The sequence below is a fragment of the Marinobacter alexandrii genome (genome assembly GCA_039984955.1).
Lineage (GTDB): Bacteria > Bacteroidota > Bacteroidia > Cytophagales > Cyclobacteriaceae > Ekhidna.
On sequence record JBDWTN010000007.1, the window covers coordinates 2,182,366 to 2,196,420 of the forward strand.

At 37.9% G+C, this 14,055-nt stretch carries 12 protein-coding genes; 7 read left to right on the plus strand and 5 right to left on the minus strand.

What is annotated here, in order from left to right; translation table 11 throughout:
• Positions 1–36 precede the first annotated feature (36 nt).
• Entirely contained in the window at positions 37–441 is a 405-nt protein-coding gene (locus ABJQ32_15900; GenBank protein MEP5291137.1) for a hypothetical protein, read from the plus strand.
• A 16-nt stretch (positions 442–457) separates the two neighbouring features.
• Here the strand turns inward: ABJQ32_15900 and ABJQ32_15905 are convergent, their stop codons facing one another.
• Both ABJQ32_15905 and uvrA read right to left on the minus strand, forming a co-directional pair.
• Entirely contained in the window at positions 458–2,275 is a 1,818-nt protein-coding gene (locus tag ABJQ32_15905) for a hypothetical protein (protein MEP5291138.1), read from the minus strand.
• 114 nt (positions 2,276–2,389) lie between these two features.
• Positions 2,390–5,194, minus strand: coding sequence for an excinuclease ABC subunit UvrA (gene uvrA, locus ABJQ32_15910; GenBank protein MEP5291139.1), 2,805 nt, complete (start codon positions 5,192–5,194; stop codon positions 2,390–2,392).
• Positions 5,195–5,372: 178 nt separating this feature from the next.
• Between uvrA and ABJQ32_15915 the strand changes: the two genes are divergently transcribed.
• From ABJQ32_15915 to ABJQ32_15930, 4 genes are all read left to right on the plus strand, one after another.
• Positions 5,373–5,972: a sigma-70 family RNA polymerase sigma factor gene (locus tag ABJQ32_15915; protein MEP5291140.1), complete on the plus strand. Its 600-nt coding sequence runs from the start codon at positions 5,373–5,375 to the stop codon at positions 5,970–5,972.
• Positions 5,947–6,177 (plus strand): hypothetical protein, encoded by a 231-nt coding sequence (locus ABJQ32_15920; protein MEP5291141.1) that lies wholly within the window; start codon positions 5,947–5,949, stop codon positions 6,175–6,177. Before ABJQ32_15915 ends, ABJQ32_15920 begins: the two co-directional genes overlap by 26 nt.
• Before the next feature lie 52 nt (positions 6,178–6,229).
• On the plus strand, positions 6,230–6,874 hold the full coding sequence (gene nth / locus ABJQ32_15925) for an endonuclease III (GenBank protein ID MEP5291142.1): 645 nt from the start codon (positions 6,230–6,232) through the stop codon (positions 6,872–6,874).
• Positions 6,875–6,986: 112 nt separating this feature from the next.
• A complete protein-coding gene (locus tag ABJQ32_15930) occupies positions 6,987–8,189 on the plus strand; it encodes a glycosyltransferase family 4 protein (protein MEP5291143.1) in 1,203 nt (400 codons plus the stop codon).
• On the opposite strand, the gene ABJQ32_15935 is transcribed toward ABJQ32_15930, so the two are convergent.
• Positions 8,178–9,158, minus strand: coding sequence for a hypothetical protein (locus ABJQ32_15935; protein MEP5291144.1), 981 nt, complete (start codon positions 9,156–9,158; stop codon positions 8,178–8,180). The two genes, ABJQ32_15930 and ABJQ32_15935, sit on opposite strands and share 12 nt — an antisense overlap.
• 41 nt (positions 9,159–9,199) lie before the next feature.
• Between ABJQ32_15935 and ABJQ32_15940 the strand changes: the two genes are divergently transcribed.
• The gene (locus ABJQ32_15940) at positions 9,200–9,814 is read left to right on the plus strand and encodes a porin family protein (protein MEP5291145.1); all 615 of its coding nucleotides are present in this window, start codon (positions 9,200–9,202) and stop codon (positions 9,812–9,814) included.
• Here ABJQ32_15940 and ABJQ32_15945 read toward each other — a convergent pair.
• Positions 9,811–11,784, minus strand: a complete 1,974-nt coding sequence (locus ABJQ32_15945) for a dehydrogenase E1 component subunit alpha/beta (GenBank protein MEP5291146.1) — start codon at positions 11,782–11,784, stop codon at positions 9,811–9,813. The genes ABJQ32_15940 and ABJQ32_15945 overlap by 4 nt on opposite strands.
• A 31-nt stretch (positions 11,785–11,815) precedes the next feature.
• A complete protein-coding gene (locus ABJQ32_15950; protein MEP5291147.1) occupies positions 11,816–12,838 on the minus strand; it encodes a radical SAM/SPASM domain-containing protein in 1,023 nt (340 codons plus the stop codon).
• Between the two features lie 23 nt (positions 12,839–12,861).
• Between ABJQ32_15950 and ABJQ32_15955 the strand changes: the two genes are divergently transcribed.
• Positions 12,862–14,028 carry a DUF4105 domain-containing protein gene (locus ABJQ32_15955; protein ID MEP5291148.1) on the plus strand — a complete coding sequence of 389 codons (1,167 nt, stop codon included), beginning with the start codon at positions 12,862–12,864 and terminating at the stop codon, positions 14,026–14,028.
• Positions 14,029–14,055 lie beyond the last annotated feature (27 nt).

The following is a 14,055-nucleotide window of genomic DNA, read 5'->3' on the forward strand; positions in this document are numbered from 1 at the left end:
TTTATCATCTTGTGAGAGTAAACATTTAGTTGATCTATGAAAGATGTTGTAAAATTCAGGGCGTTGGTCGGAATAGCACAATCAGACGGGGAGTTTGATAGCTCTGAAAAAGACTTTATTCGACATTTAGCTGATCTTGAAGGCTTATCGTTAAAAGAGCTGAAAGAGCTGCTTAAAAATGCAGATAAAACTAGAAATCTAGTTCAGAACCTTGGCTTTGATGATAAAGTTGATATCCTCATTTATATTGTTAAACTTATGAAGATTGATGGCAAGGTGCTTCTTAGTGAAATTAAATTTTGTGAAAGGGTAGCAAAGTCGCTTGGTTTCGAGGAAAAGTCTATTGGGTTTTTATCAGGAATTATTGAAGGCAACCCTAACGATACGCCGAATGTTGGTAGTATTAACCACAGAATGAGAAAGTATTTGATTCTACAGTAATAATTCCTGGGTCTACTCACTTTTTCTGAATGAATAGTGTCAAGTCTTCTGAATCACTCAGTCCTAGTTTTTTCTTGAGTCTATACTTATTCATGCTTACACTTCTCGGTTCAATATTTAAAAGATTTGATATTTCTCTGTTAGTGAGATCCAATTTGATTAACACAGCTAATCTGCGTTCTTGATGGGTAATTTTGCCCGAATTACTTAAAAGATTGCTGTTAAATTCTGGATGAATATTACAAAAGTAAGACTCAAGTTGTTGCCACTCTTTGTCCATGGATTTACTAAGTGTGATGTTGCTAAGTACTTTTTGTACATCTTGGCTTGATACAACTTCCTTTTGTTTAACCGTCTGTAATTTTTCTTCCACTTCAGAAATACTATTGTTCAGGTTAATCATGTGTAAGGTCTGTTGCTGTAATTCAACTTCCTTTTTCTCTATTTTTTGTCTGAGTTCTAACTGTTTAATTTTTTGCTTTCTGTGCTTGTTCTTATGTTGATTTTTTAGGATTAAAATTATTGCAATGGAAAGACCTGCCATTGCGATGATTATGATAAGTAGATAGACTCTTTTTGCATTATCTAATTCTTGTTTTTTCTTCAGGAGTTCAATTTCTTTCTGTTTTTCTAATGTCTCAATTTCGACTCTCAGATCAGCAAATCTTTTTTGCTTTTCGTTATTGAAAACAGAATCTCTATATGCAAGACTTGACCTTAAATAATAGATGGAACTATCTAGTGATCCATTAGAATAGAGCAGGTCGGAAATAAGTTTAGAAGTATTGCTTATTTCGTTGATGTTAGATTTTTTCCTTGCAAACTTTAATGACATATGAGCGTTTGTCAAGGCCTCATTGATTTCTCCCAATGCTGCATGGCTTTTACTTAGGTAAAAGTAGTCTGACCCCTGATTCACGGAAAACTGTGATTGACTTTTCATCGAAAGAGCACGAGATAGATTATCAATGGCTTTTTCAAATTCTCCAAGCTGATAATAGAGTGTTCCTTTTTTAGCGGCAAATGCTGACAAGTGATGCTGCTGTTCTTTGGGTGTTGTTTCAATGAGTAGATCGTAGTAATATATAGCGCTATCCAAGTTTCCTGATGTAGAATAGGCATGTCCTAACGCGTCATAGACATCTACTTTTAAAATAAGGCTTAGGTTAGAATCATTGACCATTGACAGAGATTCTTTTGCAAAATCGATAGATTTTTTAAAATTCTTTAAATAAGAATAAGACCATGATATGCCGTTTAACGCTTGAATTCTTTCTCTTGCGCTTTGACTGATCACCAGCTTCTTATTGTAATAGTCAAGGCTTTTGGTATAGTCTCCTTTTCTTTCATAAGTACTCCCTAGACCACCATAGATATGATTCATCAAATAATGATCACTTTGATTAATTAGTCTTTCGGCTTCTTTATAATTATAGATTGCCAGAGCGATATTCTCCATTCTAGAATACACAATGCCTAAGTATGTATGGGCATATGCAGCTATATATTCGTGATTGTTTTTTAGGAGAAATTCTTTACTCCTGATAAGAATTTGTTCTGCGGTATCAAATTTGAGTTTGGCTATATAGTATTTTGCCATAGGAATCATACTTACATGTTTTTGAAAATCATGTTTTGAGGAAGCATAGTAGGCAGTTTTGGCAAGGCTGTAAGCGTCATCAACAGTATTCCTGAATTGCATTTTCTCAAATGCTTCCCTATTTAATTCATCTATTTCTCTACGGTTAAGATCTTGAGCACCTGATAGGTGAAACATTAGAAAGAATGAAAAGAATAGAATGTCACGTATTCTTTTAGTAGAATTTTTATTCATGACTGCTCCAATACTATGAAAGGCAAAAATTAGGGTGAAAAAGTGTAAGATAATAAATAGCAAAGAGCGTTATCAGATGATAAGTCGATAGCTTTCAAGTATCAGTATGAATAATTAGTGATTTGGAGCTAGCTTCTCCTTCAAGTATTGGGCAGTATAGTTATCCTTGAGTTTGATCATATCTTCAGGGAGTCCGGTAAAGCAAATGGTCCCTCCTTCTTCCCCTCCTTCTGGTCCCAAATCGATAACCCAATCGGCATTTTTAATTACTTCTGTATTGTGCTCAATGATAATCACAGAGTTTCCTGCATCTACTAATGCATTGATTGCATCTAGCAATTTTTTGATGTCATGGAAATGGAGACCGGTTGTAGGTTCGTCAAATATGAAGAGGATGTGGTCTGTGTTGCTATTCTTACTTCCTTTTGAAAGAAAAGAAGCAAGTTTTACTCTTTGTGCCTCACCACCACTTAGAGAATTAGATCCTTGTCCAAGTTTCACATAACCGAGCCCCACATCAAATAACGGCTTTAACTTGTTGGTAACTCCATTATTACCCTCAAAAAATTCGATGGCTTCCTGAACAGATAGATCAAGTACTTCTGATATATTCTTGTCATTATATTTGACTTCAAGAATCTCTTTCTTGAATCTTTTTCCACCACAATTTTCGCAGGTTAAGTGGAGATCAGCCATAAATTGCATTTCAATCTTCACTGTACCCTCACCTTCACAGACCTCACATCTTCCACCATCTACATTGAAAGAGAAATGTGCAGGTTTGAAATTATTCGTTTTTGATAGGGGCTGATCAGAAAAAAGCTGCCGTATTGCATCATAAGCTTTGACATAAGTAACGGGGTTCGATCTAGAACTTTTGCCGATAGGATTCTGGTCTACAAACTCAACCTGAGTTATTTTCTTATAATTTCCTGTCAGATTCGTAAACTTTCCTGATGCCTCTCCGATTAACCCTAATTGCTTACCAATGGCAGGGTGAATTATTTTCCTCACTAATGTGGACTTTCCAGATCCACTTACACCCGTAACAACTGTAAGCACGCCTAATGGTACTTCAACATTGATGTCTTTTAGGTTATTCTCTCTTGCTCCTTCTATCTGAACTGAAGTTCTCCAAGGTCTCCTGCGTTCCGGAACAGGTATTGATTCTTTTCCCTGAAGATATTTGGAGGTATATGAATTAGTATCTCCATTCATCTCAGAAGTTTTACCTTGAAAGACGAGCTCTCCACCAAAAACTCCAGCATCTGGACCAATGTCAATGATTTGATCTGCAGCTTCCATAACCTTTTCCTCATGCTCTACTACAATCACTGTATTGCCAACATCTCGAAGTGTTTTCAAAACATCAATCAATCGGTCAGTATCTCTAGGGTGAAGTCCTATGCTGGGCTCATCCAATATATACATGGAACCTACCAAGGCGCTACCCAGCGATGTAGCCAATTTGATTCGTTGAAATTCTCCACCCGAAAGGGTACTGGTTAATCGATTCAAGGTGAGATAACCTAAACCTACTTGATCTAGATATGAAAGACGATTTTTGATTTCTTCAAGGATTCGCTTTGCTATTTTTTCATCATGCTTACTCAGTTTGATGGAGTCAAAAAATGGCCTCAGCTTTTTAACGGGCATTAATACTAAGTCGGTAATTGAGTGCGCATCAATTTTAACATAGCTTGCATCTTTTCTAAGCTTAGTGCCTCTGCAATCCGGACAAGTAGTCTTTCCCCTGTAGCGAGAAAGCATCACTCGGTATTGAATCTTGTGGAGCTTTGATTCCAAGTGGGAGAAAAACGCGTTCAATCCTTCAAAGTATTCATTGCCTGTCCATAGGAGATCATATTCATTTTGTGAGAGCTCAGCAATTGGACGATGGATAGGAAAATCAAACTTGATTCCGTCTCTAAGGAGAGGTTCCGCCCATTTTTTCATGGTTTCCCCTTTCCATGGAGCAATTGCGCCTTCGTAGACAGAAAGATTTCTATCTGGGATGACAAGATCAGGATCTATGCCTAAAACTCTTCCAAACCCTTCACACTTTCTACATGCACCATAAGGATTATTGAAGCTGAAGAAATTGACTGTTGGCTCCTCGAATATGATATCATCTAATTCAAAACGATCTGAAAAGCTTTTTTGTCCTTTATCAACAAGGGTCACAGTACAATCACCTTCTCCTTCGAAAAAGGCAGTTTGAACGGAATCAGCTAATCTAAACTGCGTTGCTTCATCACTTTGTACTACTGCTCGATCTATTAGAATCTCTACTTCTCCTTTGGGTTCTTTTTTAGTATCTAAGGTGTCTTGAATGAAGGCAACTTCACTATCAATGAGTACTCGGGTGTATCCTTTACTCATCAAAATTTGAAACTCTTTGGTCAGCGTTCGATCTTCTTTCAGCTTTAAAGGGGTAGTAATCATCAACTTTACTCCTTCGTCATGAGATAATATATAGTTGACAACATCTGTGACAGTATCTTTTTTGACTTCTTTGCCAGAAGTAGGAGATATGGTTTTTCCAATCCTTGCAAACAATAGTTTGAGATAATCGTAGATTTCTGTGGTTGTACCAACGGTTGACCTAGGATTTCTTGAGGAGACTTTTTGCTCAATAGCTATTGCAGGAGCAACTCCTTTGATATAATCGACTTCCGGCTTTTCCATTCTCCCCAAAAACTGTCGAGCATACGAACTCAGGCTCTCTACATATTTCCTTTGGCCTTCGGCAAAGAGTGTATCAAATGCCAAGGAAGATTTACCAGAACCTGAAAGCCCTGTTATTACCACGAGTTGATCACGAGGAATTGCAACATCCAGGTTTTTGAGGTTATTTACCCTTGCACCTTTGATGATAATGTATTCTTTGGGATCTAATTTGTCAATTTTTCCAACCATTTTAGGGGTATGCCTGTCTATGAAACACTAACAAAAGAATTCGGTTTCAAGCAGTGCAAAAATAAGGTGCTTACTTTTCCGAGTTGTTTAATTTTTATAATCTTGCTCACAAAATTATTTCAAACCCTTAACCATACAATATGATATAGACCTCTACGTTAACAAACAGGTGAAATACATGAACAAGACAGGTTTGAACGATAGCGAATTGCTATCCCTCTATATTGGAGGAAACGAAGAGGCATTTGAGGAACTCCTCAATCGTCATAAAGACAGGGTTTTTACCACTATCTATTTAATTGTAAAAGACAGGTACACTGCGGAAGATCTCATGCAAGAGGTTTTTATCAAAGCAATTCGTACCATCAAATCCGGCAGGTACAACGAGGAAGGAAAATTCCTTCCATGGATTCTTAGAATCGCTCATAACCTGTCTATAGACCACTTCAGAAAAGCCAAGCGATATCCTATGATCGTGATGGAAGATGGGAGCAGTGTGTTTAACACACTTGATTTTTCAGAGTCGTCTATTGAGGAAGAACATATCAAACAAGATACCTACAACCTTCTAAAAGCCTTCATCAAGGATTTACCGGACTCTCAACGTGAGGTGCTCGTGATGCGACACTACATGAAGATGAGCTTTCAGGAAATTGCTGATGCAACAGATGTAAGTATCAACACGGCGCTAGGAAGGATGAGGTATGCATTGATAAACTTGAGAAAAAAGTTTGAGCAAACCCAAAACGCGTATGACAAAAACCTTTACAAAAAATGATTTAGTAAGATTTCTATACGAAGAGCTAAATGAGGACGAGCGATTAGAAATGAAAGAATCGCTGTGTGCTGACATGGAACTCCGAACAAAATTGGATGAATTAGAAGAAGCAAAGTCTGCTTTGGAGTCTTTAACGCTTAAGGCCCCAAAGGAGGTTGTTTCTAGAATTCTGTATGCTTCGAAAAACCTTTCCGTAAGTAGTTAGATGCTAGAAGTTAGACATTAGATTGCATATGCATCTAATATAACTTTGAACAATGACTAAAAAGGAAAGATTTGAAGCGTTCGTAACGTACTTTTCAGAGTCTTACCCACAACCGGAAACAGAACTTCAGTATTCCAATCCGTTTGAGCTACTTGTGGCAGTGGTGCTTAGTGCCCAATGTACAGATGCAAGGATCAATAAAGTTACGCCTGCCTTATTCAGAGATTTTCCTACTCCTGAACATATGGCGGCTAGTCACTTTGATGAATTGTTCCCTTACATTCGAAGTGTGTCCTATCCAAATAATAAGACCAAACACTTACTAGCACTTAGCAAAAGATTGGTAGAGGAATTCAATTCGGAAATCCCGAATACAATACAGGATTTAACATCTCTGCAAGGGGTAGGAAGAAAAACAGCCAATGTAATTGTTTCGGTTCTTTACAATCAACCTGCTATGGCTGTGGATACGCATGTCTTTAGGGTTTCAAAACGATTAGGTCTTGTTACTCAAACAGCTAAAACACCTCTTGAGGTAGAAAAACAACTAGTCAAACATATTCCAGATGAATATATCTCACGAGCGCACCATTGGTTGATTCTACATGGTAGATACGTTTGCCTTGCCCGATCTCCCAAATGTGATAAATGTGAGATTACTAATTTTTGTAAATATTTTGAGAAAAACCTTTCTTAATCTTATTTTATTTTAATAATCTCAAGCTTTCCTTACTAGTTACCGATGGGTTGATTGTTTTCTTCGAAAACCAATTTGGTTTTTTTCAATAAGATTACATCTTTAAGGTTCAGTGAAAATTTTATACATCCATCAATACTTTAAAACGCCTGAAGAAGGGGGATCAATTAGATCCTACTATTTGGCAAAAGGATTGATTGATGCTGGTCATGAGGTCACGATGATCACAGCACATAATGGCCCATATGAAGTCAAAAAGATCAATGGAATTGAAGTTCACTACCTCTCTGTCCCATATGATAACAGCTTTGGATTTGCACAACGCTTATGGTCTTTTTGGTCTTTTGTGAAACGTGCAAAAAAAGAGGCTAAAGGGCTCTCAAAGCATGATCTAGCTTACGTGATGACTACTCCGCTTACTACAGGCTTTATTGCCACTCATTTAAAGAAAGAACTTAACCTTCCGTATTACTTTGAAGTTGGTGATTTGTGGCCAGAAGCGCCTGTACAAATGGGTGTAATCAAGAATAAATGGCTTAAAAAATGGCTCTATTCATTAGAAAAGAGATTCTATTTTGAAGCAGAAAAAGTCATAGCGCTTTCTCCAGCAATTAGAAATTATATCGAGAAAGTAAGCCCCAACACACGTGTTTATGTGATTCCCAATATGGCGGATTGTTCTTTTTTTGAAGCAGAGTACAGCGTTGGAGATTTTAGTGATAATAATAAATTTCAGATTACTTACTGCGGAGCAATAGGTAAGGCGAACCATTTGGAAAATTTCATTGAAGCGGCAAAGCAGTGTAGGGAAGCTCAACTGCCCGTTCATTTCAATATGATTGGTTATGGCTCGGAAATGAAGCGATTAAAAGCTTCAGCTAAGCGATTACAAAATGTTTCGTTTTACCCACATTCAAGTAAGCAATGTGTGAAAAACCTCTTAGATAAGAGTGATGCGGTTTACGTTTCATTCAAAGATGTAAAAGTATTAGGAACAGGAAGTCCGAATAAGTTTTTTGATTCGTTGGCGGCAGGAAAATTGACAATTATCAACTTCGATGGTTGGATTAAGAATTTAGTAGATAAGAATAAATGTGGGTTTCATCATAACCCATATTCAAGATCTGCTTTCGTGCGAAAATTGAAAGTATTTTTGGAATCTCCTGAGTTGCTTGTTAAATACCAGCGAAATGCGAGAAAACTAGCAGAACTCTATTATGATAAGGATATTCAGGTAACCAAACTCCTGAAGATTCTTAACAATGAATACAAGTTTGAAGTCACAGATTCTGAGGTTTACATTCTAACCGCCTGATGGCTTGTAGCCAGATTGAGTAAATAGTTTGTTTGCGTCTTGTTCAGACATGATTTGCTCCAATGTAGCACCAGTTTTTTTTGCGTACGAATTGACGATTTGCCAACCAACCCATCTGCCAATTCTTCCAGGGCACTTTTCTCCAATCTCATAGACATTTGGCCGCTCTCCTAAAAATTTTTGTTTTTTCTTATGGCTGGTTTCATAAAGCAATTCATTTTCGACAAAGTTTGCCCAGATAATAGCGTCATTATCGAAAACATCTTTCCATTCTTCTTCTGTATATCCGATTAGAATTCGCTCAGGAGTGCATGGTAATATTTTGCTCAAGAGATAGTATGACTTACCATAATCAATCATTTCATTGAGCATAGCATCTCCTAGACTTGTAGCAATATATTGACTTGAGATAAATTGTAAAATGCTAGCTGCTAAATGGTCGGTGGTGTATCTGCTCAATATGTAATCAGGAATTTGCTGCGGTTTATATGAGGCATTCTTTCCTATAAAAAAATCCATTCCAATCATGATGTGTTCATTGGAAATGAAGAGATCATTGTAAAGACCAGTAACTGCTGTTTGAACCATAGGCGAAGGTGTTTGGGGATAGTAAACCTTCAACCTGCCCAGTCCCTCTTCAAGACTGGCTACTACTTCATTGAAATCTTTAAAAGCTTGAGAAGACTCCTCATAAAGGGTATCAATGGAGGGGTTCTGGATTAAATCAAAGATGCTTTTCGCCAGAATATCATTTGAAGGATATTGGTCTGAGTGAAGAAAAAATTGAGCAAAATCCACATGGTATTCCAGGAATTTTTCTACCTCATCGGCGGAACTACTTTTGAACAATTCTTGCTCCAAACGCTCTACTTCTAACATAACATCCAAAGGCTCTACTGAATCTCTGCAAGACTCAGTGTTGCAAGAAGATAAGAAAACAACGCAAATGATTAGGAGGACTACTCGCATACTATCTATTTTTGGCACAAATTTAGAAGTAACAACGATACATGAAGAAGTTTCTTTTCTCTCTCCTTATACTTTTATCAATTGGTTCAATGGCTCAAGTAAAATTGGGATTGAAATTAGCTCCCGTTATATCTTCCAACAGAGCCAAGAATGATGCTCAAACCGTTGAAAATGACGGCTCGAAACTGAAGTTTTCCGTTGGGCTTATAGCTGATAAAACCCTATCTGACACCTACTTCCTTAGTTCCGGGTTAATGTACCTACCAAAGCAGGTAGCTTTTCGAAATGCTGATGGAACGGTAGAGGAAGAATATACAATTCAATATTTACAGCTGCCCGTTACGCTAAAGCTTTTCACCAATGAGCTTGCTCCGGATTTTAAAGCTTATCTGCAAGTCGGCTCTGGGTTAGAAATTAAAGTATTTGATGAGCCAGGAGATCCATCTTTCGTTACTGTTGAAAAATTTACCCCTATTGATATTCCTGTAATACTGGGTGCGGGGATTGAATACAGAGCAGGGATAAATACAACCCTGTTTGGTGGCTTCTCTTATCAACGTGGACTCGTGAATGTAGTCAATGAAGCAGCTACTGGATTTGGAGACCTGCAGCTGCGCAGTACCATTTTTTCTATTGATCTTGGGGTGAAGTTTTAGTAGTTAGCTAAAGCCTCAATTTTTTCTTTTAGTCTAGAATTGGCTAAAAAGTTTCTCTCTAAATCAGCAGCAAATGGAACGGGAGTATCCAAGCTGGCTTCTCGCATAACAGGAGCATCCAGAGACTCAAACCAATGTTCTGAAATCCAAGCTGATATTTCTGCTCCAATACCCCCAGTGAGACAATCTTCATGAAGAACGAGAACTCTACCAGTTTTTTGAACAGATGCTCTTACAGCTTCTTTATCCCACGGAAGTAAAGTTCTCAAGTCAACGATTTCTATGGACGCTTCCAATTCATCAGCAATTTGATTCGCCCAATGAACCCCCATTCCATAAGTGATTATGGATAAATCTGATCCTTCTTTGTTTACAACAGCTTTTCCTACTTCAGTAGTATAATAAGCATCTGGGACATTGCCTGATAAGGATCTGTAAAGAGCTTTGTGCTCAAAATATAAGTAAGGGTTAGGATCTTCTATGGCAGCTGCTAATAATCCTTTAGCATCATGTGGATTTGATGGGTAGACAATTTTTAACCCCGGTGTATGGAAAAACCAAGCTTCATTTGATTGTGAGTGAAACGGCCCTGCCCCTACTCCTGCTCCTGTTGGCATACGCACAACTACATCTGCATTTTGGCCCCAGCGATAGTGAATCTTTGCCAAGTTGTTTACAATCTGATTGAAGCCTTCGGTAACGAAATCTGCAAATTGCATTTCTACCACTGCTTTCATACCCGCGATACTTAAACCTAGCCCTGTACCAACAATAGCAGCTTCGCAAAGAGGTGTGTTTCGAATTCTCTCTTTACCAAATTGCTCCATGAAGCCTTCAGTAATTTTGAAAACACCACCATAATCCGCAATGTCCTGACCCATTACAATAAGTTCATCATGCTTTTCGAGCGACTGTTTTAACCCATCTGAAATGGCATCTACGAGACGCTTCTCGGTTTCCTTTCCTTTTGGATCTATAACCTTCTGCTCATATGGAAAATAGACATTATCGATTTCATTATCTGTATCTGCCGTTATAGAATCTTCGGCGAAGGCTTCTTTGACAGCATCACTTATTTCTTTTTGGATGGACTTTCTGATCTCAGCTATTTGATCATTGGTGCAAACTTTCTCCTTAATTAAGAAGCTTTCGAATGACTTTACTGGATCTTTTTTTGCCCATTGCTCCATGAGTTCTTTAGGCACATACTTTGTTCCTGAAGCTTCTTCATGGCCTCTCATCCTGAATGTTTTTGCTTCAAAAATGATCGGCCGGGGATTTTTTCTAATATCTTCTATGAGTGGCTCTAATTCATTCAAAACTTCCAGAATAGAGTTGCCTTCCACGCTATATGCTTCCATACCATAGGCAGGGCCCTTCACAGTAAAGGAATCAAAGTTGAATTGTTCTCTGCTGGGTGTAGAAAGACCATACCCATTATTTTCAATGACGAATATTACAGGGAGTTTCCAAACAGAAGCCACATTTACTGCTTCATGAAAATCTCCTTGACTGGTACCGCCATCTCCAGTAAAAACAAGACTTACTTTTTCTTCTTTCTTGAGAAGATGAGACAAGGCAATTCCATCTGCGATTCCCATTTGTGGGCCTAGATGGGAGATCATTCCTACAATGTTGTATTCTTGAGTTCCAAAGTGGAAACTACGATCTCGCCCATTGGTAAACCCGTTGATCTTTCCTTGAAATTGTGAGAACAGTCTTTGAAAGGGAACTCCTCTGGACGTGAATACTCCCAGGTTTCTGTGCATGGGAAGGATGTATTCTTCTTTTTCCAGAGCTAGAGCTGCACCAACCGAAATTGCTTCTTGGCCTATTCCGGAGAACCATTTACTGATTTTACCTTGACGAAGGAGAATTAACATTTTCTCCTCAATCAGTCTAGGAGTTACTAAAGCTTCATGGATTGCTAGAAGCTCTTCGTTGGTACGGCCTTTTCTATCAAATTTCATTTTGGATGAATTGAAATGCGAAATAAGTACATCATGCCCAAACCTTCAGCCCTTCCGTGCAGTTTTTGCAGATTTCTATTTCAGAGCGGGAGGTAAGTAACGCTTTTCTAAAGTTTTGATATGATTGAGAATGCCAGATATTGAGAAAATTTTTATCTGAAATACTTCCCATGCTATGACTTGCATCTTTGTCGAAACAGCAAGGGATAACCTGTCCATCCCATGTGATTACGCATGATTGCCACATCTTCCAACATTTATTTTCTAGTTCGTTTTTAATGGAATATGTACCATCCTCATTTTCCCTATATCGAGAATACTTCTCAATACTGGGAATCAAATCACTGCCATTTTGGTAGTCATAAATCTGAGCTGTCTTGAAAGCAACTTTATCTACGTCGTATTCTTTCGCTAGTTTCTTGATTTTAGGAATTTCATGTTCATTAGGCTTAACCACTAAAAATTGCCATACTACCTTGGGGCTTTTTGCCTTTAGCTCTTTTCTCCATTTTAAAATATTTTTTGTGCCTTCTAGTACTTTGGTTAGATCACCTTCTTTTCTATAAGATTCATAGGTTTCCTGAGAAGCACCATCAATAGAAATAATCAACCTATTGAGTCCTGATTCAACAGTCTTTTTCGCGTTCTCATCATTTAGAAAATGCGCGTTTGTGGAGGTGGTTGTATAGATCTTGTGATCATTGGCAATTTTGACCATGTCAAGGAATTGAGGATTGAGATAAGGTTCTCCCTGAAAATAAAAAGTCAAATAAATCAAATGATCACTTACTTCATTTATGATTTTCTCAAAAAGCTGCGTATCAAGTTTTCCTGTTGGTCGTGTGAACGATCGCAAGCCACTAGGGCACTCAGGACATCTTAGGTTGCAAGCGGTAGTTGGTTCAATAGCCATGCTTATGGGAAGACCGGTGATTGCAGCTTTTCCTGATCGTTGGGATTGTTGATAGCTCCTCCAAATCTTCCAGGCATTAGATATCCTTTTTGGGGTTAGCTTTGAAGCCAGTGAGATGCTATCGTGGAGATTGACCAACATTAAACAAAGTAAACACTTGAATCATGAGATTCTTATTGATAGGCCTGCTATTTTTTCTTTGCTTCACAGCAAAATCTCAAATCCAACTTTCTGAGGAGGCTGAAATAGCTGTTGTTACCTTAGGTCCATACCAAGGGGAGCCATGGTCTGCTTTTGGTCATAATGGATTCCGAGTGGTAGACCCTACGTTAGGCATAGATTGGTTTTATGACTATGGTTTATATGACTTTGAGCAAGAAAATTTCTTTTTGAACTTTGCGAAAGGTCTCTTAAAGTACAGAGTTGGAGTTAGGGAATGGGAGCGTTCATTCCGTCTACATAAATACTTGAAACGATATATAAAGCTTCAATATCTGAATTTAAACCTCGAAGAGAAGCAGAAACTGTTTGATTTTTTGCAGAATAATGCGAAACCTGAGAATGCTGAGTATCTCTATCATTATGTCTATGATAATTGTGCTACGAAAATCAGGGATGTGGTAGAGGAAAATTTTCCAAGACGTATTGAATTTGATCTTAGCTATAAAGTAGAAGAGAAGACTTTTCGTCAATTGATGGACGATTATCTTGGTCAACAGGCTTGGGGCGATTTTGGAATAGATCTAGGTCTTGGCCTACAAGTAGATCAGGAGGCATCAGCAGAGGAATATATGTTTTTACCTCCCTATGTATATCGAGCTTTTGATGGCGGAACAATGAAGAGAAATGGAGAAATCTTACCTCTTGTGAGAGAATCTGTTGACGCATATATACCAAAAGAGCCAAGCTCTTTGTCAGTGTGGATGACGCCATTCAATTTTTTTGTTATTCTTTTCTTTATAGCAGGCTTAATTACACATAGAAACTTAAAATCAGGTAGGCGCACTAAATGGATAGATGCTTTGCTTTTTGGCTTTGCTGGATTTGTAGGGTTATGGGTAGTTTATCTATGGTTTGGAACAGAGCATATGTCTAAAAATAACCTAAATATTCTGTGGGCAATACCCTTTCATCTACCATTAATCTTCTTTATTGGAAGGGAAAGATTTAGAAACTTTTTTCGAACCTACTTCAAGGTACTTGCTTATTGGTATTGCGGTCTGTTATTAGTCTGGGCGATTTTACCTCAACCACTGCATCAGGCTTTGGTACCTTTTGTACTTACACTGGTATTGAGGAGCTTTTACATTAGCTATGATTTAAAAAAGTAATAACTATTTTTATAGTTATTCGTTTTA